The sequence below is a fragment of the Pseudomonas luteola NBRC 103146 genome (assembly GCF_002091675.1).
Taxonomy (GTDB): Bacteria; Pseudomonadota; Gammaproteobacteria; order Pseudomonadales; family Pseudomonadaceae; genus Chryseomonas; species Chryseomonas luteola.
In genome coordinates this window covers 166,289-188,536 of the sequence record NZ_BDAE01000007.1, presented here as the reverse complement: position 1 = coordinate 188,536, position 22,248 = coordinate 166,289, and the positions used below count along the sequence as shown (strand labels likewise).

Below are 22,248 nucleotides of genomic sequence, written 5' to 3'. Positions count from 1 at the left end.
GGGGCTGACCAGTACCTTGCCTTCGCTATTCACCAGAATCGCATGACCGATACCGCCCAGGTCGAGCGAATTGACGATACTCACCATCGTCTGCAGACTCAGATCGCCAGCCAGAACACCCGCCAAGGCGCCGTTCTTCATGACAGGCGTAGCCAGCGTCATCACCAGCTTTCCATTACCCACATCAACATAAGGCTCCGTCAACAAGGATCGGCCCTGCGACTGAGCGGCAACATACCAATCACGGGTACGGGGATCATAACCGGCAGGCATTTCATCGTAAGGACGGATGGAAAACTGACCATCGGCATGTCCCAGATAGGTGAACTCGAAGCTGGAGAGATAGGCCTTCTGCTCAAGGATGGAAAACACTCCTTCAGGAGAGGTATTGTTCTGGATAGACTGGGCCTCACCTTCAAGCAGAGTGATTCGGCCATTGAGCCAATTAACGATATTTGCTGATGCGCTGGAGCCCAACTCGTCCAGGCGTGACGACAAATCCTGTGTAATAGCCTTTCGCTGCAGGTAATCGTTATAGACCATGAATAATGAAAAGGCGACGATCAGCACAATAGAGGCCGTCGCTAAAATCTTATGGCTAAATTTCAAACGTTGGAGCATAGCGCAGCCTCTGGACAACATATTTGGCAAGCCGTTGAAATGACATGAAGGTCCAGATCTTATCGACCGTTATCGTGATAACTTTAATGATAAAAAGGTTACCAGATGCGCCTATGCTTTAGAGCAGAGGTAAGCCCTGGCGGCCGACAGCGACGTTGAAACCGCCAGGGAGACACTGGAATAACCAGAGCCTATTCAAATGACCACCTCGGCAATGCAAAAAATCCTTTTTTGGTCGCCGTTCATCGCGCTCGTCCAGGTAACGGGATACAGGCCTCATTTCAGTTGTTCAGCGGCTGCTTGCGATCAAGCTCCATATCGCTGTCGATTTTTTGCCGTTCTCGAGCGAGCGGATCGCTTCGAGTAGCTCCTTGATTGACCCTGTTTTCCGGCAGCTCAACGCCCCGCTGGTTTTGCTCGACCTCCTGCGCATCTGGTGAAATAACTTCGACATGCTGTGGATCATGCTCGGTGTCCTGAGGGGTACGGCCTGATTCAGCCGTTTGGGCCATGGCTAGCGGTGACAGTAAAGCCAGTGCCATGGAGGTATTTATCAGCCATTGCGGTTTCATTTCGGCACTCCGATGAAGGGATACCCTCTTTAGGCAATGCGCTACCTATAAAGGTGCATTCATAAGTCCTCGTGATAAGGCTTTCAGCAAATCATTGTCAGCATTGAATTTTTTGTTGACATCATTTTTTAAACCCGTATACTGGCCACATCAGAAGCGGGGTGGAGCAGTCTGGTAGCTCGTCGGGCTCATAACCCGAAGGTCGTAGGTTCAAATCCTGCCCCCGCAACCAAATTTAAAAAGCCACTCAATCGAGTGGCTTTTTTGTTTGTGTCGAATTTTTATTCCTTTTAGCCTTCAATATTCAAAGAGTTTCCATTTTTTTGATACATAGGGCTTGGCAAAAGTCTGTATGTGACTAATCTGACGCGCAGTTTCCCTGAGGGGCTTTCATGAGCGCCAATGATCCTGTAAACAAATCTGCTGTTTCTTCATCCGATTCTTCATCTTCACCTTCTTCTCCTCCGCAAGCATTGCCTTGGCGCCTGCTAGAGCGCATTACGGCCTATAAAGAACCTCTTGAGCTGGGCCTGACACTGCTACTGTTTGGCGTCGCCCTGCTTGTGTGCTGGCATCTGGTCAGCAGTATTGATCTACCCTCTCTCCACACTGCACTGCTGGGTATCCCCTCGCACGCTATTATGGGAGCCGTCGCGGCAACGGCTGTGGGCTTCCTCATTCTGCTTGGCTACGAATGGTCTGCCAGTCGCTTCGCCGGCGTCCATCTACCAGGCAAGACCCTGGCGCTGGGTGGACTTACCGCCTTCGCCATTGGTAATGCAGTTGGGCTGTCCATGCTGTCTGGCGGCTCGGTTCGTTATCGTCTCTATGCCCGCCAAGGCCTGAGCGCCATTGAAGTGGCCCAGATGACATTCTTTGCCAGCCTGTCACTGGGAACGGCACTGCCCCCTCTGGCTGCGGTTGCAGCATTAAGTGATTTGCCTTCGGCTTCCACAGCCCTGCGTCTTTCACCTACTCTGGTAGCTGGCATTGCAATTGCCATTCTCTCGATCTATGCCATAGGCATTGTATTCCTTCGCAAGCGAGCCCTGGACGAGCAGCCTTCGCCTGATAGTCGCCTGTTCCGCCTGGGCCGTAAGACCCTGCGCTTACCCACCTTCAAGCTAAGCGCCCTACAGTTGGTGATTACAGCCCTGGACGTCATGGCTGCCGCCACAGTGCTGTATCTATTACTGCCCGAGGCACCACCGTTGGGTGCATTCATGCTGGTGTACCTGCTGGCACTCGCAGCAGGCGTCCTTAGTCATGTCCCGGGCGGCGTTGGGGTATTTGAAGCCGTTCTGCTAGCCGCTTTTTCGGACAAGATCGGGACAGCTCCCCTGGCAGCGGCCCTGCTGCTGTACCGGATCATTTATGTATTGCTTCCCCTGGTCATCGCTTGCCTTGTCCTGCTGCTGACCGAGGGAAAGCGCTTTCTATCTGGCAGCTCGGCCATCCGCGTTGCCTCTGGCCTTGCAGCCCCCGTTCTGTCAGTCCTGGTATTTTTCTCAGGGGTCGTACTGCTCTTTTCAGGCGTTACGCCAGAGATCGATACGCGTCTGAAGGGTATCGGATTCCTGCTGCCACAGCGTCTTATTGAAGCCTCGCATCTGGGAGCCAGCCTGATCGGAGTTGTGTGCCTACTCTTGGCTCAAGGCCTGCGGCGGCGGCTCTCGGCCGCCTGGGTACTCACCCTGGTGCTGTTGCTGGTAGGCTCCCTGCTTTCGCTGCTAAAGGGCTTTGATTGGGAGGAGGCATCGATCCTGGCGATTACGGCTGCCCTCCTGGCTACGTTCCGCCGCTCCTTCTACCGCCGGAGCCGCTTACTGGAACTGCCCTTTTCACCCCTGTACGTCGTTGCAAGCCTGTGCGTCGTGGCGGCATCTATCTGGTTGCTCCTGTTTGTTTACCAGGATGCGTCCTACGACAACCAGCTCTGGTGGCAATTTACGCTGGAGGAAGGCGCCCCGCGAGGTGCACGAGCAGCCATGGGCAGCGTGGTGCTACTACTGGCCCTGTCACTCGGCTGGCTCTTGCGGGCTGCACCGCCAGAAATTACGCTGCCTACCATAGAAGATCTGCAAAAGGCATTGGACGCCGTCAAAGCATCTGAGCAGCCTGATGGCGGCTTGGCCATGACAGGCGACAAGGCCTTGCTGTTTCATGAAACGGAAAATGCTTTCCTGATGTATGGCCGTCGTGGCCGTAGCATGATCGCCCTGTTTGATCCCATCGGCTCCGCTCAGACACGAGCCGAGTTGATCTGGAAATTTCGCGATCTATGCGACATGCACCATGCACGACCTGTGTTCTATCAGGTTCGTGCCGAGAATCTGCCTTTCTACATGGACATCGGTCTCACCGCACTGAAGTTAGGTGAGGAAGCCCGCGTCAATCTCAAGACATTCGATCTGGACAGCAAGGGTAAGAAAGACCTGCGCTACACCTGGAACCGAGGCCAGCGGGATGGACTGCTCATCGAGTTCCATGAGCCGGGTCAGGCACCTCTCGAAGAGCTAAAAGTTATCTCCGATATCTGGCTGGAGAGTAAACATGTCCGCGAGAAGGGCTTTTCGCTTGGCCGTTTTGACCCGGAGTACTTGCAGCACTTCCGCATTGCCGTCGTCCGGTTTCAGGGGAAGGCGGTAGCGTTTGCTAATCTTCTGGAAACCGATCGGCCAGAGCTGGCCAGTATCGACCTGATGCGAGTGGCAGCTGATGCGCCCAAACTAACCATGGAGTTTCTCATGCTCGGCCTTATCCTGCACTTCAAGGAGCGAGGCCTGGAACGCTTCAGCTTGGGGATGGTGCCATTGGCGGGACTGCATCCACGCCGTGGTGCTCCTCTGACCCAGCGTCTAGGGGCTATGGTGTTCCGACGTGGCGAGCAGTTCTATAACTTTCAGGGCTTGAGACGGTTCAAAGATAAGTTCGATCCAGAATGGGAGCCTCGCTATCTGGCCGTTCCAGCAGGACTTGATCCCTTGGTCGCCTTGGCTGACACCGCTGCGTTGATCGCGGGCGGTATTACAGGACTGGTAAAACGTTGATGACTAGACGTAAACGCGGGTTGCTTTTTCTTCTGTTGATCATTGTCATTGCCGCAGCGGCACTGTGGTGGTGGTTTCATCGCTGGCCCAGTACCGCCAGCCTTGAGGTGCGCGTACAAGCCGATCAGAATGTCGTAACCGTCGCAAGGCCTGCCGGCAAGCCACTGGCCCGAGTCGTTGTTGCGAACCCTGCTGAACAGCAGCTATCCGATGCTGACCTGCTAACCCTGGCCAAAAACACCAAGGCCATGCTGGTCCAGTATGAGCTGCCCGAGAGCAAGGCATGTGCCGCGCAACGCGCCAGCCTGGAAGACGCCATCAGCCATCTTGGCGGAGCACCCACCATGGTGGCAGGCATCGATGCGGGTGGATCATTGGCCTGGCGCTGGCTGGCCGGGCAACAGGATGACAAGGTCAGCGCCCTGTCGGTCGGTACAAAGCTCGACGAGCCCGACTGCTCTGATCCGCTGCCGCAGAAAGCCGAACACGGTAAATGGCATCTGGCCTGGAACGATAACCCAGGCGATGAAACTGCTCGTTTTGTTCGCGGCCAGGATAATGCCGATACCACTATCAGTGATTACGGCACACCGCTGGTTACGCTTTTACGTACTCAGCTTCAACGTCAGCTGCTCGGCCAGGGTGGCGATGTCCCTGTTGTAGAAGTCCCGGCTGAAGAGCCGGCTGCGCACAAGGATACAGTGACGTTTTTTTATTCTGGCGATGGTGGCTGGCGTGATCTTGACCGTGATTCGGCACAGACCATGGCAGAAAACGGGTGGCCAGTTGTAGGTATCGATACCTTGCGCTATTTCTGGGAACACAAAAGCCCGGAACAGGTAGCGACAGACTTGTCCCATCTGATGCAGACATACCGTGAGCGTTGGGGCGCGAAACGCTTCGTCCTGGCCGGCTACTCATTTGGCGCGGATCTGCTTCCGGCGGTCTATAACCGTTTACCTGCAACAGATCAGGAACAAGTATCGGCCATGGTGCTGCTGGCCTTTGCCCGTAGCGGTGATTTTGAAATCCAGGTTGAGGGCTGGCTGGGCAAGGCTGGTGACGAGATGCAAACCGGACCGGAGATGGTCAAGGTGCCTGCCAGCAAGATCTACTGCATTTACGGTGCGGAAGAAAAGGACGAGAGCGGTTGCACGCAGCCTGGAGCCAATTTCGAAAAGCTTGAGTTACCCGGTGGTCACCATTTCGATAATGACTACGACAAGCTTGCACGCCACATGATAAACGCCATCGAGGCTCGTACACGCACACCGTAACCAGGACGCCCAGCCGATGGATTACCTCCGCGGCTGGAGACGAATGGCTGGAAAGAACGCGTGCGATCAATGGTCTACCGGCTCTCAACCTTTGAACGAGGACGCCCATGACCACTCCCCTTTCGCTAGATGCTGCTGAAAAACTGGTTGTAGATGCTTTTACTCCGCTGGGCTGTGTTATTTCAGCCAACCCCCAGGCTGACAGCTTTGGCTTCAGCGTAATCGGGCAAGAAGGAGAGGAGGTCTTGGCAGTCCCTGAGGTGACTGCTGCACAGTACAGCGATCCGCTACAGCTTAAAGGCCTTATCGAGCATGTTCGGGAAGAGCTTTCCCAGCAGGGTCAATCGCTGGACTCATGGGAGATGCCATTCATTACCGATCCGGATGCCCTGCCTCCGCCTGTATTCAACTGATCCCAATAAAAAAGCCGCCCCAAGGCGGCTTTTTTACATCTGCAGACTTGGCCGCTAGATCTCGATCTGAGTACCCAGCTCGATTACCCGGTTAACCGGCAGATTGAAGAAGCGCAGGCTGCCGCTAGCATTCTTCATAAGGAAGGCAAATAGATTCTCTCGCCAGCGAGCCATTCCCAAACGATTGTTCGAGGCAATAACCGTTTCACGGCTAAGGAAGTACGTTGTCCGCATGGGCGTAAAGTCGAGGTCCTCCAGGTGGCACAATGCGAGCGCAGCCGGCACGTCGGGCTCGTCCATAAAGCCATAATGCAAGAGGACACGGTAGAAACCGTCCCCATAGCTGTCCACCTCAAAACGACGGCTGACGGGAACCCGCGGCGTATCCTCATAGATTACGGTCAGCAGCACTACCTGCTCATGCAATACCTGGTTGTGCAGCATGTTATGGAGCAAGGCGTGTGGAACAGCGTCTTGTCGAGCGGTTAAAAAGACGGCTGTCCCCTTGGCCCTGAAAGGTGGATTGGAACGGATGCTGCCGATAAAGATCGGTAGCGGCAGTGCCCCTTCATCCAGCCGCTCAGCCAGAATCTGCCGACCACGCTTCCATGTGGTCATCAACGTGAACAGGATGATGCCCGCAATGACAGGAAATGCACCGCCTGCCACGATTTTTGGAACGTTGGCTGCAAAATACAGCGAGTCGACAATGAAGAATCCAATGAGCATCGGAATGGCGAACCAGCGAGGCCATTTCCATAGCAGCAGCGCTACCGAAGATACCAGGCAGGTTGTGATCAGCATCGTTCCCGTGACAGCGATGCCGTAGGCCTCGGCCAGGTTGCCAGAGGACTCGAATCCAATGATCAACAGGATAACGCCTGTCAGAAGCGCCCAGTTCATGGCAGGAATATAAATCTGGCCCTGTTCATGACTTGAGGTATGCAGGATTTGCATACGCGGTACATACCCCAGCTGGATTGCCTGACGGGTAATGGAGAACGCACCTGAGATGACTGCCTGTGAGGCAATGACCGTGGCAAAAGTCGCCAGGACGACCATTGGGATCAATGCCCATTCAGGTGCGAGCAGGTAGAAAGGATTGCGTACAGACTCTGGGTCGATCAGAACCAAGGCACCTTGCCCGTAGTAATTGAGCACCAATCCGGGCAGCACCAGGAAGAGCCAGGCGCGCGCGACAGGTTTGCGGCCGAAATGGCCCATGTCGGCATACAGCGCCTCAGCCCCTGTCAGCGCCAGCACAACAGCGCCCAGAATAGCGATGCCAAGTCCGGGGTGCACGATGAAAAAGTTGAATGCCCACCATGGGTTCAAAGCCTTGAGGACTTCAGGCGCCTGCAGAATGCCATAAATACCCAATGCGCCTAGCACGGTGAACCAGAGGACCATAACCGGACCGAACAGCTTGCCAATCCTGGCAGTACCGCCCCGCTGTAGCATGAAGAGTCCGACCAGGATAACGATTGCCGCTGGCACCACAATATGATCAAGCCCGGAAAAGGCTACTTCCAGGCCTTCTACAGCAGACAGTACCGAAATGGCCGGTGTAATCATGCTTTCGCCGTAAAACAGCGAGGCACCAAATAACCCCAACAGCACCAACACCATTTGCAATTTTGGAAACGGTGCGGACGCCCGCCTTGCCAATGCAGTCAAGGCCATGATGCCGCCCTCGCCTTGGTTATCCGCCCTCAGAACGAAAAAGACATACTTGATCGTCACGACCCAGATCAACGACCAGAAGATCAGGGACAGGATACCCAGGACGCTATCGTGGGTAGGCACCAGGCCATACGTAGGAGAAAACACCTCCTTGAGGGTATACAGCGGGCTGGTACCAATATCGCCATAGACGATACCCGCGGCCGCGATGGCCATACCTATGGCCGAGGCTCCCTTTTCACCATGGGCCTGGGAAGCAGCTTGACTCATGCAAGACTCCGGGTTTATCGAAACGGGCGCATCCTGCTCCGATGTGGCGGCAGGATCAAGTACGGATTGCCAAGAATATGTGTGCACAACGCAACCAAGGCATGGTCATTACCCTACCCGGCGTATTGAATCCTGCTTAAAAGTGTCCAGCGATTACCTGACACTTTACTGGAAATATTCTGCGATGCGCTTGCGCATGGACTCATCGGGCAGCTCACCGGTTCCGGCCAGTGCATTTTCCGCCATATGGGCCGGGTTTGAAGTAGCCGGAATAATGCAGGTAACTGCAGGATTCGAAATTGAGTACTTGATCATCAGCTGCGCCCAGGAAGCACAGCCGATATCGGACGCGAATGCCGGAAGCTGCTTGCCTGCTACCTGGTTGAACAGACGGCCGTCCAGGAACGGGCGATTGATCATGACCGCCACCCCCTTGTCCTGACATAGAGGCAAGAGCCTTTCTTCGGCTTTGGTATCTTGGGGATTGAGATTGATCTGAATGAAGTCCATCGGCTCCGAAGCGACCAGGTCCATCATCTGATCCTGAGCCATTTCTGAGTGATGGGTAATCCCTATATATCGAATCATTTTCTGCTGCTTCATCTCTCGCAGCAACGGAAGCAGCGTCTTGTAATTGATCATGCTATGCACTTGCAGCAGATCAATAGGAGCGTCCTTGAGGTCCGCCATTTCCTGCTGGATCTCTTCGATACTGCTCTCGCGCCCTTCTACCTTGGTAGCCAGAAACGCCTTTTCAGCACGCCCCTGCTGCGCCAGCAGCGTACCAATGACACCCTGGGATTTCTCGTAACTCGGTGCCGTATCAATAACAGTGCCTCCCGCCTGAAATAGACGGTCAAGCACGTCGGCCAACGGTTTCAGAGCGTGTGGAGTGCTTTCGACATTGAAGGAATCGGCGGTTCCCAGGCCAATGACAGGGAGTTGCTCGCCGGTAGAGGGAATCTGCCGCCTCAGCATGCCAGCCTGTGCAAGCACAAGACGAGGCAACATGGCTTCCAAGAGCAGCGCCGACGAGGCGCACAGGGAATATTGCATGAAGCGGCGGCGAGTCGTCATTGTTTTCTCCGGATTCAAGCAAGAGCCGTCCTAAAGGGACGGCTCTTGTGATTCAGGAGTTCCATCTGCCACGCCTTGTTACGTGGCTGAATGAAACGAAGCCCGTTACTCACCTTTCATGGCTGCAACCATCTTATTAACGTTGTAACGGAACATCTTCAGGTAGGTAGGCGCAGGCCCGTCCGCCTTGGACAGCGACTCGACATATAACTCGCCACCGGCACGAGCCCCGGTTGCCTGGGCAATCTGCTGCACCAGACGCGGATCGTTCGAGTTCTCGATGAAATAAGCCGTGATGTGCTCCTCCTTGATCTGACGGATCAGATTGGCCACTTTTTGGGCAGACGCTTCAGATTCGGTAGAAAGATCCAGGGGAGACAGGAATGTCACACCGTATTCATCACCGAAATAGCCAAACGCGTTATGGGAGGTAAGCACCTTACGCTGCGCCTTCGGCACGGCTTCGATCTGCTGCTTGGTATACGCATCCAGCGCCTTGAGCTGATCGATATAGCGTTGACCATTGGCTTCGTATTGATCAGCGCCTTCGGGGTCTATGCGCTTGAGGGCATTGATGATGTTTTGAACATAAACAATACCGTTGGCAGCGCTGTTCCAGCTGTGGGGATCCACTACGGTCTTGCCGTTCTTCTGCCGCATACGGGTTTTGATACCGTCCGACAGCTCGACAGGGGTACCGTTATACCCTGATGCCTGGATCAGACGATCCATCCAGCCTTCTAGATGAAGTCCATTGATAAATACTACATCGGCGGTCTTGAGCGCTTTGGCATCGTCAGGCGTCGGCTCATACGCATGAGGATCGCCGTTGGGCCCGATCAATGAAATGACATGAACCCGCTCGCCTCCTACCTGGTGAACCATATCGGCCAGGATCGTGAATGACGCAACGGCTTCTACCGGCTTGGCTTGGGCAAAACTGGAAAGCGCTGACAACAGCAAGGCAGCAGCCCCGCTCCACAACGTGAGACGCATGACATGACTCCTTTCAACGGGATAGGTGGGGTTTAGGGAAGAAACGGCGAACGACGCCCAGAGGGCTGAAAATTAACGAGAAGATGTAAAGCGTACTGGCCGTCAGAACAATGGACGGGCCCGAGGCCACGCCCAGGTGGTATGAAACAACCAAGCCGATAAAGCCGGACAGTATGGCAACCAGACTCGCTACCAGCATCAGTCCAGGCAACGAGCGAGCCCAGAAGCGCGCTACGGTGGCAGGCAACATCATCAGGCCGACCGCCATAAGTGTTCCAAGCGCCTGAAAGCCTGCGACCAGGTTGAGCACGACCAGCAGCAGAAACAGGAAGTGATAAAGCGAGCCCTTGCCACCTACGGCCCGCAGGAATCCAGGATCGAAACACTCAAGTACCAGCGGACGATAGATAACGGCCAGCAGGAGAAGCGTCACAGAGGCAATGCCGCCCACGAGATAGAGCGCTGCATCATCAATTGCCAGGATCGTACCGAACAGGACATGCAGCAGGTCGATATTCGAGCCTCTTAGCGAGACGATCAAGACGCCCGCGGCGAGAGAGGTCAGGTAGAAGCTCGCAAAACTGGCATCTTCACGCTGCGAAGTAAAACGACTGACCAGCCCAGACAACAGGGCTACGGCCAAGCCGGCTACCAACCCACCCAGGCCCATGGCTGGCAAGGAAAGCCCAGCGACCAGAAAACCGATGGCAGCCCCCGGCAGGACCGCATGACTCATGGCGTCCCCTACTAGACTCATGCGCCTGAGCATGAGCAATACACCGACCGGACCTGAGCCCAGCCCTAGCGCCATGCAGGCGACCAAGGCACGACGCATGAATCCGAACTCGACAAACGGCTCGAACAAGGCGTGATATAACATCATGCGCGGCGCCTCTCATCACAGACGTCGGCCTGTTCATCCCAGTCCTCAGCCATATTCCGGGCACGCCGCAGATTCTCCTGGGTTAGCACCGTTCGGGTATCCCCCCAGGCAATGGTTTCGCGAGCCAACAGTAATGTACTGGGAAAATGCTGCTTTACCTGCTCAAGATCATGCAGAACAGCGATGACGGTGCGCCCCTCACCATGCCAGCGCCGGACCAGATCAAGCAGATCGCGAGTCGTGCGTGCATCGATGGCATTGAACGGCTCATCCAGAAGGATGACTGACGCATCCTGCAGCAGGAGCCGTGCGAACAGTACGCGCTGGAACTGGCCTGCCGACAGGGAACCGATCAGGCGGTGCCCAAAACCTTCCAGCCCGACGGCAATCAGCGCCTCATGGGCTTGCTGCAGCTGGCCCCGGCTCATTCCGCCGAATATGCCGATGCGTCTCCAGGCGCCCATGGCAACCGTGTCGAGAACCGTTAACGGAAAGGTTCGGTCAATTTCAGCCGCTTGGGGCAGATAGCCGATGGCCGAGGCAGACAAGGCCTTTCGATCGACGCCGCCCCCTACTGGTCGCAGCATGCCGACCATGGCCTTGATCAGAGTCGACTTGCCTGCGCCATTAGGGCCCACAATAGCGGTCAGGCTGCCCGCTTCAAAGCAACCCGACACATGATGTACGGCGGGATGACGCTCGTAGGCAACCGTTAAGTCATTTAATGAAATACAGGCACTCATGGGATGGATACCGCCCAGTGGATAGCAGCCCATAGCAGTAGAAGCAGCACGATCGACACCCCTAAACGGGCCCAGGCAGACTGGGTCAGAAAGGACGGCTTGAACGTAAGGGAAGAATTCGATGACATATAAACCACCTCGAAATTGTTACTTTATAACATAATAAATACCCTATCACTAGTTATGCCTGTCTAGCGGTTCAGCCTCGGGCAAGCCAAACCCGATAACTGACGAAGCGCAGGTTAATCCGAGTAAAAGCGCCAAATGCCTCTTCTCAGTCCGGGCGCGCACCGCTAAAATCGCGCGTTTTTTGATCATCAGCGCGTTCTGCGCACCTCCTGAGGTTAGCCATGTCCACCCCCGCTACGCCTAAAGTCGGCTTTGTCAGCCTCGGCTGCCCTAAAGCTCTGGTCGACTCCGAACGCATCCTGACCCAGCTTCGCATGGAAGGTTATGAGGTTGTTCCCACGTACGAGGACGCCGACGTGGTGGTGGTCAATACCTGTGGTTTCATTGACAGCGCCAAGGCCGAGTCTCTGGAAGTGATCGGCGAAGCCCTGGCTGAAAATGGCCGGGTCATCGTGACCGGCTGCATGGGGGTGGAAGAATCTGCGATTCGTGATGTACATCCGAGCGTACTGGCGGTAACGGGTCCGCAGCAGTATGAGCAGGTGGTGACCGCGGTCCATGAGGTAGTGCCGCCAAAGCGCGAGCATAATCCGTTGGTCGACCTGGTACCGCCGCAGGGCATCAAGCTCACCCCCCGCCACTACGCCTATCTCAAGATTTCCGAAGGCTGCAACCATCGCTGCAGCTTTTGCATCATCCCGTCCATGCGTGGCGATTTGGTCAGCCGCCCGATCGGCGATGTGCTCGATGAGGCTCAGCGTTTGGTCAAGGCCGGAGTCAAGGAGCTGTTGGTCATCTCCCAGGACACCAGTGCATATGGCGTCGACCTCAAATACCGTACCGGCTTTTGGAATGGCCAGCCGGTCAAGACTCGCATGCTGGAACTATGCGAGGCGTTGAGCAGCATGGGCGTCTGGGTACGTATGCACTACGTCTACCCCTACCCGAACGTGGACGACATCATTCCGCTGATGGCCGAGGGCAAGATCCTGCCCTACCTGGATATCCCCTTCCAGCATGCCAGCCCCAAAGTTCTCAAGGCCATGAAGCGTCCTGCCTTCGAGGACCGCACCCTGGCCCGTATCAAGAAGTGGCGTGAGATCTGTCCGGAGCTGACCATTCGCTCCACATTCATTGTGGGCTTCCCTGGTGAGACGGAGGAGGATTTCCAGTACCTGCTGAATTGGCTGACCGAAGCTCAGTTGGATCGTGTGGGCTGCTTTCAGTATTCCCCTGTGGAAGGCGCACCGGCCAATGAGTTGGAAGGTGCCGTACCGGATGACGTGAAGCAGGATCGCTGGGAGCGCTTCATGGCGCATCAGCAGGCCATTTCTGCGGCTCGCCTGCAATTGAAGGTTGGAAAGGATATTGAAGTGTTGATCGACGAAGTCGACGAACAAGGCGCCATTGGCCGCTCCTATGCCGATGCCCCGGAGATCGACGGCAATGTGTATGTCAATAGCGAACACGACCTGAAGCCAGGCGACAAGGTATGGGTACGCGTAACCGACGCAGACGAATACGACCTGTGGGCCGAGACACTGTAACGCAGCCACAACCTCGAAAAGCCCTGCGATTGCAGGGCTTTTTTATGGGTGCCCTATGCCGACCGGCCTACCCTATCGTCTGTGCACTCCTGGCACATGGTCATGCCCCGCATGGCTACAGGCCTCCTCGATCGCTGAAGGTCCAGCGGGTTGTTGCAGCTCTCGAATGATGCCGCATATATCGCTGGATACCTTGCCTGAGCATTGCTGACGCAACGCCATGAGCTGTCTGCGCAGTTCGGTCAACTCTCGAATGCGCACTTCCACATGATGAATATGGTCCTCGATCAGATCATTGACCCGACAGCAGTCCGGCTCAGGCTGATCCCGCAATTGTAACAGGGAACGGATCTCGTCCTGTGTCATGTCCAAAGAGCGGCAATGCCGAACAAAGGTCAATCGCTCCAGATGGGCCTCGCTGTATTGACGGTAGTTTCCCGCGCTGCGAACAGGCGCTGGCAGCAGTCCCTCACGCTCGTAATACCGAATGGTTTCCACGGAACATCCCGTTCGGCTGGCCAATTCACCTATTTTCATAACGCCTCCTTGACCCTGTAGTAGCTACAGGGTGTGCAATGACAACCCAAACGTCAATGGAGGTTGTCATGGCGCATGATTCATCCTGTTGCGGACCCAAACCATCGTCCTGCTGTGAGCCTCAGGTAAAGACCTGCTGCGACAGTCACACAAAGATTTCGCTTGAGTCCAATCCTCTACCGGGCGTTACCGAGCCCGAGGTGCTTGATCACTCCAAGTGGACAAGCCTGCGTATCGATGCCATGGATTGCCCGACTGAAGAGAAGCTGATCCGTGATGCATTCGCCAAGCTGAAGGCGGTCGAAGCACTGGAATTCAACCTGATTCAGCGCAGCCTACGCGTTCGCCATCGCTACCCCGATGCAGAACCGCTAAAGACCCAGATCAATCGGCTGGGCATGCAGGCTGTTGAACTGAAAGGTGATGAGCAAGCCCCTGCAGTACCAGCGGCAAAACCCTGGTGGCCGCTGGGCCTGGGCTTGGCTACCGCCCTGGCAGCCGAAGTCGGTGAGTGGTTGGGTACTGTGCCTGAGTTCGCTGTAGCATTCCTGGCATTGGCCGCCATTGCCCTGGCTGGTCTACCGGCGTATCGCAAAGGTTGGATCGCTATCAGGCAGCGCACTCTTAACATCAATGCATTGATGAGCATTGCGGTCACCGGCGCCCTGTTAATTGGCCACTGGCCTGAAGCGGCCATGGTCAGCGTACTGTTTGCCATCGCTGAAGTGATCGAGGCACGCTCACTGGACCGTGCCCGCAATGCCATCCAGGGATTACTGGCATTGACACCAGAAAACGCGACCGTACGACAGGCGGATGGTACTTGGGCAACACTGCCAGCCAAACAGGTCCAACCCGGCGCGCTCATCCGGGTAAGACCGGGGGAGCGAATTGCATTGGATGGAGAGGTGGAATCCGGTCAGTCAGGTGTCAACCAGGCGCCTATTACAGGCGAAAGCCTGCCGGTCGACAAGGCTCCCGGCGATACCGTGTTTGCCGGCACCATCAATGGTGAGGGCAGCCTGGAGTATCGTGTTACCCATCGAGCCAACGAAAGTACCCTGGCTCGCATTATCCACGCCGTAGAGCAGGCTCAAAGCGCGCGCGCGCCTACTCAACGATTTGTAGATCGCTTTTCCCGCTTGTATACGCCAGCGGTTGTTCTCATTGCCGTTGCGGTTGCCCTGTTGCCTCCCCTGCTGGGTTGGGGAGGTTGGCTGGAGTGGCTCTATAAAGGGCTGGTATTGCTTGTTATTGCCTGCCCATGCGCCTTGGTCATCTCAACACCGATCACAATTGTCAGCGGGCTTTCGGCTGCCGCACGACGTGGCATCTTGGTGAAAGGTGGGACATTTCTTGAGCAAGGCCGCCAGCTTGAGTGGATTGCCCTCGACAAGACCGGCACGCTTACTGAGGGTAAGCCGCAGTTGGTCGACCGCATCGTACTCACCGGACAGAAGAATCAGGCGTTGGAATGGGCGGCCAGTTTGTCCTCGCGCTCAGACCATCCCGCTTCACAGGCTCTGAGCCATGATCTGTTACAAGAAGGTACTGCCTTAAAGGGCGTACAGGATTTCTCGGCTCGGGCAGGACAAGGCGTGCAAGGCCGTATAGAGGATCAGCTCTACTTTCTGGGTAATCGCCGCCTGCTGGAGTACGAAGGGCTAGCCTCCGAGAATCTACGGCACCGTATCGAATCGCTCGAGCAGACAGGTCAAAGTGTGGTGGCGCTTGCCAGCCAACAGGAGGTACTGGCGCTGTTCATCATTGCTGATCAAGTAAAGGAAACCAGCCAGAGCGCTGTCGCAGCACTTCATGGGTTAGGCATAAAAACCCTGGTGCTCAGTGGCGATAATCCTCACAGCGTAGACCGTATTGCCGGTCAGGTAGGCATCGATGAAGCGTATGGCTCGTTATTGCCTGAGGAAAAGCTTGCGGTTTTGGAGAAAAAGCAACAGAACGGGGTTGTGGTCGGTATGGTGGGTGATGGTATCAATGATGCTCCTGCCCTGGCTCGCGCTGACATTGGTTTTGCCATGGGCGCTGCCGGTACCGATACAGCTATCGAAACGGCAGACGTGGCGCTGATGGATGACGACCTGCGCAAATTGCCGGACTTCATTCGTCTCTCCCGTAGCACGCACCGCATTCTCATGCAGAACATCGCACTGGCCCTGGGAATCAAGGCGATATTTCTGGCCTTGACGCTCATAGGCGAAGCCACGCTCTGGATGGCTGTCTTCGCCGACATGGGTACCAGCCTGCTTGTGGTTGCAAACGGCCTGCGACTGATTCGACATCATTGATGGATGACCGCCGACACGCTGTTGGAACTCACCTACCGATAGAGCGCTCTGCATAAGGTCTGTCAGCAGGAATGTTTCATGGATTACATCGATTTATTGCAATGGCCAGCCATGGCCGTGACCCTGATCGCGGCGTGGCTGGTTGCTTCCCAACGTGAAAACCGCCGAAACCTTGGATTCTGGTGCTTTCTTGCCAGCAATGGATTATGGATCACCTGGGGCCTGCATACACAGGCGTATGCCTTGATCGTTTTGCAACTGGGGCTGGCATTCATGAATATCCGTGGTGTTCGCCGTAACCAGCTTAATACTTCAAAGGCTATGCGTGAGAGTCATACTTGAGGCAGACAGGCTAAAATAGCCAGCCTGTCTTCCTTATGACGCTCCCCATGACTTATAGCGTTTCCCCTATCGGCCATATCCGCTCTTGTTTCAAGGAGAAGTTCGCCATCCCTCGCCAGCCCCATTTGGCTCCGGCTGCCCGAGGTGTATTGGAGTTTGTGCCGCCGTTCGACCACCCGGATGCTGTACAGGGGCTGGAATACGTCAGTCATGTCTGGCTGCTGTTCCTCTTTCACCAGACATTGGAAGAGAAACCGCGTCTTAAAGTACGTCCTCCCCGCCTGGGCGGGAACCGTTCCCTGGGTGTCTTTGCGACGCGTGCCACTCACCGTCCCAATGGTATTGGGCAATCTGTGGTAACACTGGACGCTATCGAGCCGGGCCGGCTCAGGCTTTCAGGTATCGATCTGCTGGAGGGTACCCCGGTGCTGGACATCAAGCCTTACGTGCCCTACGCCGATGCAATTCCAACTGCCTTTAATACCATAGCCAGTGCACCTCCCGATGGGATTCCGGTCCTCTGGACGCACGAAGCCCGCGTGCAGGCGGAGCAGCATGGAAAGCGTCTGAACGAGCCATTGGCCGCTTTGATTGAGCAATGCCTGACTCAGGACCCTCGTCCGGCCTATCAAGTCCCGCCACCTGAGCGCCGTTATGGTGTTCGCCTATGGGATGTAGACGTCCATTGGCATTATCCGGAGCCCAATGTCATCCGTATTCTGGATATCGAGCGTGCAGATAATGACTGAGTCTGGGTCAAAAGCTTTTCTGCGCCTGATCAGCCCTTACCGTAGACACAAAAAACCCGCCTCCAGGGCGGGTTTCGATAACGCGGGTAACGCTTACTTCTCGACGAACGCGCGCTCGATCAGGTAGTCACCCGGATCACCCATACGTGGAGAGATGGTCAGACCAAACTCGTTCAGCACTTCGCTGGTTTCGTCCAGCATGCTAGGGCTGCCGCAAATCATCGCACGGTCGTCCTGAGGATTGATCGGAGGCAGACCGATATCTTCAAATAACTTGCCGCTGCGCATCAGATCGGTCTGACGACCCATGTTGCGGAATTCTTCACGCGTCACCAGCGGATAATAGATCAGCTTTTCGCGAACCATATCGCCAAAGTATTCATGCTCAGGCAGTACGTTGGTGATGAAGTCGGCATAGGCCAGTTCATTTACATAACGTACACCGTGAACCAGAATCACCTTCTCGAAACGCTCATAGGTTTCCGGATCCTGAATGGTGCTCAGGAACGGCGCCATGCCGGTGCCGGTGGATAGCAGATAAAGGTGCTTGCCAGGCTTCAGGTCGCTCAGAATCAGCGTACCGGTAGGCTTGCGGCTAACCATGAGGTTATCGCCTTCCTTCAGGTGCTGCAGGCGGGAGGTCAGCGGACCATCCGGAACCTTGATGCTGAAAAATTCCAGGTGCTCTTCATAGTTGGGGCTGGCGATACTGTAGGCGCGCATCAGCGGACGGCCGCCTTCGGTTTCCAGTCCGATCATGACGAACTGGCCGTTCTCGAAACGCAGCCCCGGATTACGGGTCGTCTTGAAGCTGAACAGTGTATCGTTCCAGTGGTGAACGCTCAGGACGCGCTCGGTGTACAGATTACTCATGAAAAACTCCTAATCACCTGCCCAAAGACGCTGATGCCCGGCTCTGTCTCGCGGAGGCGGGACTACCTGCACGTGTGACCGCTCTGGATCGGGTTTGACAAAAAGGACGCGACCAAGCGCATTTGCGCGGCATTTTATATAACGCAAGAATATCCGTAAAATGAATAATTCGGATATCGGTTATCCAGTGAGCAGATATGAGATTCACGTTGCGTCAACTCGAAGTCTTCGTCGGCGTCGCCCGCCTGGAAAGTGTTTCCCGCGCGGCAGAGACGCTTGCGCTCTCACAATCGGCAACCAGCACGGCCTTGGGAGAGCTAGAGCGTCAGTTCGACTGCAAACTCTTTGACCGTGCAGGCAAACGGCTGACCCTCAATGCCTTGGGCCGCCAGTTATTGCCCAAGGCAGTTGCCTTGCTCGACCGCAGCGACGAGATCGAGAACCTGCTACGGGGCAAGACTGGATTCGGCTCACTGGAAGTCGGCGCCACGCTCACTATTGGCAACTATCTGGCTACGCTCCTGCTGGGTGATTTCATGCAACGTCATCCCGATTGCCGGGTGCGCCTGCATGTTCATAATACAGCGCATATCGTACAGCGCGTGGCTAACCATGACATTGATCTGGGACTGATTGAGGGGGATTGCCAGGACGCGGATATTGAAGTCCACCCTTGGATTGAAGATGAGCTGGTAATCTTCTGTGCTCCGCAACATCCTTTAGCCAACCATCCAACGGTAGGTCTGGAAGAGTTAATTGATCAGGCCTGGATTCTTCGGGAGCAAGGCTCCGGTACTCGCCTGACGTTCGATCAGGCCATGCGTCATCATGCAGCGCCCCTGAATATTCGCCTGGAGCTGGAGCATACAGAGGCCATTATTCGGGCAGTGGAATCAGGTCTGGGCATCGGTTGCATCTCGAGGCTTGCCCTGCGCGATGCCTTCGAGCGCGGCAGTCTTGTCCCAATCGAAACCCCCAGCCTGGATTTGCGTCGTCAGTTCTGTTTTATCTGGCACCGCCAGAAATACCAGACGGCAGCCATGACCGAATTCCTGGCACTGTGTCGCAAGCTTACCGAGGGTATTGCACGTAGCGACCAGATCTTGCTGGCCCCCTTCAAGGAGCGTGCGACCCCAGCAGAATGATCAACCAGACGGCTGCAATCATCCACATTGCTACGAACTGAGCCGCACTGCCCAGGTCCTTGGCATTCTTGGACAGCTCATGCCATTCCAGCGAGACGCGGTCCACCACGGCTTCGATAGCAGCATTGAACAGCTCGACAATCAGCGAAAGCAGGCAAACCCCCACCATAATCGCCCGCTCGCCTCGCGATACATCCAGCCAAAAGGCCAGCGGGATCAGGATGCAGCTCATCAGCACCAGCGAGCGGAAGGCAGCCTCCCCTTTGAAAGCCACCTTCAGACCGGCCAGGGAATAGCCCGTAGCCTTGACGACACGTTTAAGGCCGGTCTTGCCTTTATAGGGAGATATCACACCAGGCTCCATGCAGCAACTCAATAGAAGACTAGCCTGTAGCGTGTCGAAAAAGCGTGAAAACTCATCAGCCTGGAGTTGATTCGAGCTGTTGCAGCAACAGGGCAGCCTGCGTTCGGGTTCTCACACCCAATTTACGGAAGATCGCCGTTACATGCGCTTTCACTGTGGCTTCCGACACGCTGAGTTCATAGGCAATCTGCTTGTTCAAAAGACCATCGCATACCATGGTCAGCACCCTGAACTGCTGGGGCGTCAGGCTGGATAATCCGGCCTTCGCGGCCTTGGCTTCCTCGCTGAGGTTCGCAGCGCCCTCTCCTTGGGCCGGCCACCAGGTATCACCATCCAGCACAAGGCGTACGGCTTGCTGGATTGTTTCCAGATCGCTGGATTTAGGTATGAAACCGCTGGCACCGAACTCCCGAGCGCGCTGCACTACAGCGGCGTCTTCCTGAGCAGAGACCATGACAACAGGAATCTGTGGGTATTGCCCGCGCAGCAGTACCAGTCCGGAAAAACCATAGGCGCCCGGCATGTTGAGGTCGAGCAGGACCAGATCCCAATCAGTCTTGTGCGCCAGCTGAGCCTCGAGTTCGGCGATACTTGCCGCTTCCACCAGCTGTGCCTGCTGCCCCAAGCCAAGCGTCAAGGCTTGCTGCAGGGCGCTACGGAACAGCGGATGATCATCCGCGATGAGGATCTGATAGGCGGCCATCGGTAAATTGGTCCTTATTATGATTCTGTAATTTCAGCGGCTCAGAATGCCGAGCGTCCGACGACGGGTCAAGGCACTTTGCGACCATAATCACAGGGTTCCCAAAGTCACAGCCATCCGGCAGAGTGGCGACTTTTGCCAAGCGAGCCTGTCATGCGTACCCAAGCCCTGCGTGCCGATGTTCTCATGCTGATCACAGCCATGATCTGGGGGAGCGCCTTTATTGCACAGCGCGCCGGCATGGACTCCATCGGTCCGTTCCTCTTTACGGGACTTCGCTTTGCATTGGGTGCACTGACACTGATTCCAGTCCTGCTGGTGCTGCATCGCCGCGCCAGAACACCGATTAGCCTCGACCGTCGCGTAGTGGTCGGCGGCTGCCTGATGGGTCTGCTGCTTTCCATTGGCATCAACTTCCAGCAAGTGGGCCTGCTATTCACATCCGTGACCAACTCCGGTTTCATCACCGGACTCTATGTGATTGTAGTCCCCATTCTGGGTTTGCTGTTTGGCGAACGCACCGGCAGAGGCACTTGGCTAGGTGCCTGCCTGGCGGTGACAGGCATGTGTCTGCTTAGCATAGGCGAGAATTTTAAGGTAGCTTCCGGCGATTGGCTGCAATTGGCCGGCGCCTTTGCCTGGGGAGCGCATGTGCTGGTGGTAGGGCATTTTGCGAGCCGCCATGATCCGATGCTACTGTCCATCCTTCAGTTCGCATTCTGTGCAGCGGTCAGCCTGACGCTGGCATTGCTGTTTGAGCCGATTCAAGCTCAGAACATTATTCAGGCCGTTCCCGCGCTGCTGTATGGCGGTATCATTGCCGCCGGCATCGGTTATACGTTGCAGGTCGTTGCACAGCGCGACGCCATTGCTTCCCATGCGGCAATCATTTTTTCACTTGAAGCCGTCTTTGCGGCCTTTTTTGGCGCCTGGCTGCTGGACGAGTCGCTTACCGCTCGCGGTTATCTGGGCTGCGCGCTCATGTTTACCGGCATCCTGGTTGCGCAGCTCTGGCCCAGAAAGGCCGTGGTCGAGCCCAAGGTGACCAACTGATCAGGAGAATGCGGAAACGAAGGGCTGCAGCCGTTGATGAGCCAGGCTGAGCGGATCCGTCTGGCGATTCTGTTTGGCATTGAGATAACGCTCACTGAATACATCCAGATACGCATCAAGCGCCGCCGCCGCCCTATTCTCACCCGCCAGCTCCAGACAAAGCGCAGCCACTTCTGCCGTACAGAGGTGCTCGCCTCGTGTGGAGCGTCGCAGCCGATACCGGGAAAGCTCTTCAGGGCTTAGGCTGAGTACTGGCAGGCTATCCAAATAAGGACTTTTGCGAAACATCTTTCGTGCCTCCGTCCAGGTAGCATCCAGCAGGACGAATAAAGGTCGCTTGCCCTGAATGGGCTCCACTGTTTGCACGACTCGCTCAGGCGTTGAATACTCGGCCGGAAATACGAGATAAGGTTGCCATTGAGGATCGCCCAGTACGGCCAGTAGTGCGTCATCTACATCCGTTCGCGACCAGCCAAAGGCAAAACTGTCACTGACCACATCGGCAATCAGCCATCCGGTATTGCTTGGCTTGAGCGGCTCTACATCGTGCATGATCAGGCACATGCCTGCCGCGCACTCGACCGCAGGTCGCCATTCACAGAAGCAGTGAGGCAGCGCAAGGCGACACCCCTCACAGCGTTGAATACGGGATCCACGGGCAACAAAAGGTTTGCTGCTACGCGCCAGACGATCATGACGCAGCCGGGCTACGGCATTTGGCGGACTGGAAGAAGAGTTGGCAGAGCGGATATAAGGCATGAGAAGTACTGCGTGATTTACGTGGACAAGTTTAACAAAGGCTGTCCAGAACACATCTGGCATTTTGAAAGCGCCGACCACAGGAGTACCCTTTGCGTACCGCAATTAGCCTTTGCTTGCGAACATCACGGCTGCCCTGCGGTCGAAGCGAGCCTG

At 55.8% G+C, this 22,248-nt stretch carries 22 protein-coding genes and 1 tRNA gene; 10 read left to right on the top strand and 13 right to left on the bottom strand.

Annotated features, from left to right (window positions below; genetic code table 11):
• Both PLU01S_RS10990 and PLU01S_RS10985 read right to left on the bottom strand, forming a co-directional pair.
• The coding region (locus PLU01S_RS10990) for a cache domain-containing protein (protein ID WP_218019570.1) at positions 1-621 on the bottom strand (621 nt) is incomplete at its 3' end.
• A 281-nt stretch (positions 622-902) separates the two neighbouring features.
• Entirely contained in the window at positions 903-1,193 is a 291-nt protein-coding gene (locus PLU01S_RS10985; RefSeq protein WP_074828181.1) for a hypothetical protein, read from the bottom strand.
• Positions 1,194-1,348: 155 nt separating this feature from the next.
• Between PLU01S_RS10985 and PLU01S_RS10980 the strand changes: the two genes are divergently transcribed.
• The 4 genes from PLU01S_RS10980 to PLU01S_RS10965 all read left to right on the top strand — a co-directional run bounded on the left by PLU01S_RS10980 (position 1,349) and on the right by PLU01S_RS10965 (position 5,933).
• Positions 1,349-1,425: transfer RNA gene (locus tag PLU01S_RS10980), tRNA-Met, on the top strand.
• A gap of 160 nt (positions 1,426-1,585) precedes the next feature.
• A complete protein-coding gene (gene mprF, locus PLU01S_RS10975; RefSeq protein WP_074828178.1) occupies positions 1,586-4,243 on the top strand; it encodes a bifunctional lysylphosphatidylglycerol flippase/synthetase MprF in 2,658 nt (885 codons plus the stop codon).
• Positions 4,243-5,520: a virulence factor family protein gene (locus PLU01S_RS10970; protein WP_074828175.1), complete on the top strand. Its 1,278-nt coding sequence runs from the start codon at positions 4,243-4,245 to the stop codon at positions 5,518-5,520. The genes mprF and PLU01S_RS10970 overlap by 1 nt, the downstream gene beginning before the upstream one ends.
• A gap of 107 nt (positions 5,521-5,627) precedes the next feature.
• A complete protein-coding gene (locus PLU01S_RS10965) occupies positions 5,628-5,933 on the top strand; it encodes a hypothetical protein (protein WP_019364482.1) in 306 nt (101 codons plus the stop codon).
• A 54-nt stretch (positions 5,934-5,987) separates the two neighbouring features.
• On the opposite strand, the gene PLU01S_RS10960 is transcribed toward PLU01S_RS10965, so the two are convergent.
• The 6 genes from PLU01S_RS10960 to PLU01S_RS26310 form a co-directional block, all read right to left on the bottom strand.
• Positions 5,988-7,886, bottom strand: a complete 1,899-nt coding sequence (locus tag PLU01S_RS10960) for a potassium transporter Kup (protein WP_074828173.1) — start codon at positions 7,884-7,886, stop codon at positions 5,988-5,990.
• Between the two features lie 165 nt (positions 7,887-8,051).
• Positions 8,052-8,963, bottom strand: coding sequence for an aldo/keto reductase (locus PLU01S_RS10955; protein ID WP_074828170.1), 912 nt, complete (start codon positions 8,961-8,963; stop codon positions 8,052-8,054).
• Positions 8,964-9,068: 105 nt separating this feature from the next.
• Positions 9,069-9,959 carry a metal ABC transporter substrate-binding protein gene (locus PLU01S_RS10950; protein WP_074828164.1) on the bottom strand — a complete coding sequence of 297 codons (891 nt, stop codon included), beginning with the start codon at positions 9,957-9,959 and terminating at the stop codon, positions 9,069-9,071.
• 13 nt (positions 9,960-9,972) lie between these two features.
• Positions 9,973-10,842, bottom strand: coding sequence for a metal ABC transporter permease (locus tag PLU01S_RS10945; protein ID WP_074828161.1), 870 nt, complete (start codon positions 10,840-10,842; stop codon positions 9,973-9,975).
• On the bottom strand, positions 10,839-11,585 hold the full coding sequence (locus PLU01S_RS10940; protein WP_010797441.1) for a metal ABC transporter ATP-binding protein: 747 nt from the start codon (positions 11,583-11,585) through the stop codon (positions 10,839-10,841). The genes PLU01S_RS10945 and PLU01S_RS10940 overlap by 4 nt, the downstream gene beginning before the upstream one ends.
• Positions 11,582-11,713: a hypothetical protein gene (locus tag PLU01S_RS26310; protein WP_267888707.1), complete on the bottom strand. Its 132-nt coding sequence runs from the start codon at positions 11,711-11,713 to the stop codon at positions 11,582-11,584. The genes PLU01S_RS10940 and PLU01S_RS26310 overlap by 4 nt, the downstream gene beginning before the upstream one ends.
• Before the next feature lie 222 nt (positions 11,714-11,935).
• Here PLU01S_RS26310 and rimO point away from each other — a divergent pair, with 222 nt between their 5' ends.
• Positions 11,936-13,261 carry a 30S ribosomal protein S12 methylthiotransferase RimO gene (rimO, locus tag PLU01S_RS10935; RefSeq protein ID WP_010797439.1) on the top strand — a complete coding sequence of 442 codons (1,326 nt, stop codon included), beginning with the start codon at positions 11,936-11,938 and terminating at the stop codon, positions 13,259-13,261.
• A gap of 72 nt (positions 13,262-13,333) precedes the next feature.
• Here the strand turns inward: rimO and cadR are convergent, their stop codons facing one another.
• Positions 13,334-13,798 carry a Cd(II)/Pb(II)-responsive transcriptional regulator gene (gene cadR, locus PLU01S_RS10930; RefSeq protein WP_010797438.1) on the bottom strand — a complete coding sequence of 155 codons (465 nt, stop codon included), beginning with the start codon at positions 13,796-13,798 and terminating at the stop codon, positions 13,334-13,336.
• A 68-nt stretch (positions 13,799-13,866) separates the two neighbouring features.
• On the opposite strand from cadR, the gene PLU01S_RS10925 reads away from it, so the two are divergent.
• The 3 genes from PLU01S_RS10925 (at position 13,867) to tsaA (ending at position 17,195) form a co-directional block, all read left to right on the top strand.
• Positions 13,867-16,104 carry a heavy metal translocating P-type ATPase gene (locus PLU01S_RS10925; RefSeq protein ID WP_233432212.1) on the top strand — a complete coding sequence of 746 codons (2,238 nt, stop codon included), beginning with the start codon at positions 13,867-13,869 and terminating at the stop codon, positions 16,102-16,104.
• A 78-nt stretch (positions 16,105-16,182) separates the two neighbouring features.
• Positions 16,183-16,446, top strand: coding sequence for a hypothetical protein (locus tag PLU01S_RS10920; protein ID WP_010797436.1), 264 nt, complete (start codon positions 16,183-16,185; stop codon positions 16,444-16,446).
• 47 nt (positions 16,447-16,493) lie between these two features.
• On the top strand, positions 16,494-17,195 hold the full coding sequence (gene tsaA / locus PLU01S_RS10915; RefSeq protein ID WP_074828159.1) for a tRNA (N6-threonylcarbamoyladenosine(37)-N6)-methyltransferase TrmO: 702 nt from the start codon (positions 16,494-16,496) through the stop codon (positions 17,193-17,195).
• Positions 17,196-17,288: 93 nt separating this feature from the next.
• Here tsaA and fpr read toward each other — a convergent pair whose 3' ends face one another.
• On the bottom strand, positions 17,289-18,068 hold the full coding sequence (gene fpr, locus PLU01S_RS10910) for a ferredoxin-NADP reductase (protein ID WP_019364473.1): 780 nt from the start codon (positions 18,066-18,068) through the stop codon (positions 17,289-17,291).
• Positions 18,069-18,265: 197 nt separating this feature from the next.
• Here fpr and PLU01S_RS10905 point away from each other — a divergent pair, with 197 nt between their 5' ends.
• The gene (locus tag PLU01S_RS10905; protein ID WP_010797433.1) at positions 18,266-19,213 is read left to right on the top strand and encodes a LysR family transcriptional regulator; all 948 of its coding nucleotides are present in this window, start codon (positions 18,266-18,268) and stop codon (positions 19,211-19,213) included.
• Here the strand turns inward: PLU01S_RS10905 and PLU01S_RS10900 are convergent.
• The gene (locus tag PLU01S_RS10900; protein ID WP_083397956.1) at positions 19,185-19,577 is read right to left on the bottom strand and encodes a diacylglycerol kinase; all 393 of its coding nucleotides are present in this window, start codon (positions 19,575-19,577) and stop codon (positions 19,185-19,187) included. The genes PLU01S_RS10905 and PLU01S_RS10900 overlap by 29 nt on opposite strands.
• 55 nt (positions 19,578-19,632) lie before the next feature.
• On the bottom strand, positions 19,633-20,280 hold the full coding sequence (gene erdR, locus PLU01S_RS10895; RefSeq protein WP_010797431.1) for a response regulator transcription factor ErdR: 648 nt from the start codon (positions 20,278-20,280) through the stop codon (positions 19,633-19,635).
• 153 nt (positions 20,281-20,433) lie between these two features.
• On the opposite strand from erdR, the gene PLU01S_RS10890 reads away from it, so the two are divergent.
• Positions 20,434-21,333, top strand: coding sequence for a DMT family transporter (locus tag PLU01S_RS10890; RefSeq protein ID WP_074828156.1), 900 nt, complete (start codon positions 20,434-20,436; stop codon positions 21,331-21,333).
• Here the strand turns inward: PLU01S_RS10890 and PLU01S_RS10885 are convergent, their stop codons facing one another.
• Positions 21,334-22,092 (bottom strand): tRNA-uridine aminocarboxypropyltransferase, encoded by a 759-nt coding sequence (locus PLU01S_RS10885; protein ID WP_074828215.1) that lies wholly within the window; start codon positions 22,090-22,092, stop codon positions 21,334-21,336.
• Between the last annotated feature and the right edge of the window lie 156 nt (positions 22,093-22,248).

Coding starts and splice junctions, on each gene's coding strand:
- PLU01S_RS10900 (WP_083397956.1), bottom strand. CDS start 19,577: ATGGAGCCTGGTGTGATATCTCCCTATAAAGGCAAGACCGGCCTTAAA.
- rimO (WP_010797439.1), top strand. CDS start 11,936: ATGTCCACCCCCGCTACGCCTAAAGTCGGCTTTGTCAGCCTCGGCTGC.
- PLU01S_RS10890 (WP_074828156.1), top strand. CDS start 20,434: ATGCGTACCCAAGCCCTGCGTGCCGATGTTCTCATGCTGATCACAGCC.
- PLU01S_RS10920 (WP_010797436.1), top strand. CDS start 16,183: ATGGATTACATCGATTTATTGCAATGGCCAGCCATGGCCGTGACCCTG.
- cadR (WP_010797438.1), bottom strand. CDS start 13,798: ATGAAAATAGGTGAATTGGCCAGCCGAACGGGATGTTCCGTGGAAACC.
- PLU01S_RS10905 (WP_010797433.1), top strand. CDS start 18,266: ATGAGATTCACGTTGCGTCAACTCGAAGTCTTCGTCGGCGTCGCCCGC.
- erdR (WP_010797431.1), bottom strand. CDS start 20,280: ATGGCCGCCTATCAGATCCTCATCGCGGATGATCATCCGCTGTTCCGT.
- PLU01S_RS10945 (WP_074828161.1), bottom strand. CDS start 10,842: ATGATGTTATATCACGCCTTGTTCGAGCCGTTTGTCGAGTTCGGATTC.
- mprF (WP_074828178.1), top strand. CDS start 1,586: ATGAGCGCCAATGATCCTGTAAACAAATCTGCTGTTTCTTCATCCGAT.
- PLU01S_RS10960 (WP_074828173.1), bottom strand. CDS start 7,886: ATGAGTCAAGCTGCTTCCCAGGCCCATGGTGAAAAGGGAGCCTCGGCC.
- PLU01S_RS10950 (WP_074828164.1), bottom strand. CDS start 9,959: ATGCGTCTCACGTTGTGGAGCGGGGCTGCTGCCTTGCTGTTGTCAGCG.
- PLU01S_RS10955 (WP_074828170.1), bottom strand. CDS start 8,963: ATGACGACTCGCCGCCGCTTCATGCAATATTCCCTGTGCGCCTCGTCG.
- fpr (WP_019364473.1), bottom strand. CDS start 18,068: ATGAGTAATCTGTACACCGAGCGCGTCCTGAGCGTTCACCACTGGAAC.
- tsaA (WP_074828159.1), top strand. CDS start 16,494: ATGACTTATAGCGTTTCCCCTATCGGCCATATCCGCTCTTGTTTCAAG.
- PLU01S_RS10940 (WP_010797441.1), bottom strand. CDS start 11,585: ATGAGTGCCTGTATTTCATTAAATGACTTAACGGTTGCCTACGAGCGT.
- PLU01S_RS10970 (WP_074828175.1), top strand. CDS start 4,243: ATGACTAGACGTAAACGCGGGTTGCTTTTTCTTCTGTTGATCATTGTC.
- PLU01S_RS10885 (WP_074828215.1), bottom strand. CDS start 22,092: ATGCCTTATATCCGCTCTGCCAACTCTTCTTCCAGTCCGCCAAATGCC.
- PLU01S_RS10925 (WP_233432212.1), top strand. CDS start 13,867: ATGGCGCATGATTCATCCTGTTGCGGACCCAAACCATCGTCCTGCTGT.
- PLU01S_RS26310 (WP_267888707.1), bottom strand. CDS start 11,713: ATGTCATCGAATTCTTCCCTTACGTTCAAGCCGTCCTTTCTGACCCAG.
- PLU01S_RS10985 (WP_074828181.1), bottom strand. CDS start 1,193: ATGAAACCGCAATGGCTGATAAATACCTCCATGGCACTGGCTTTACTG.
- PLU01S_RS10965 (WP_019364482.1), top strand. CDS start 5,628: ATGACCACTCCCCTTTCGCTAGATGCTGCTGAAAAACTGGTTGTAGAT.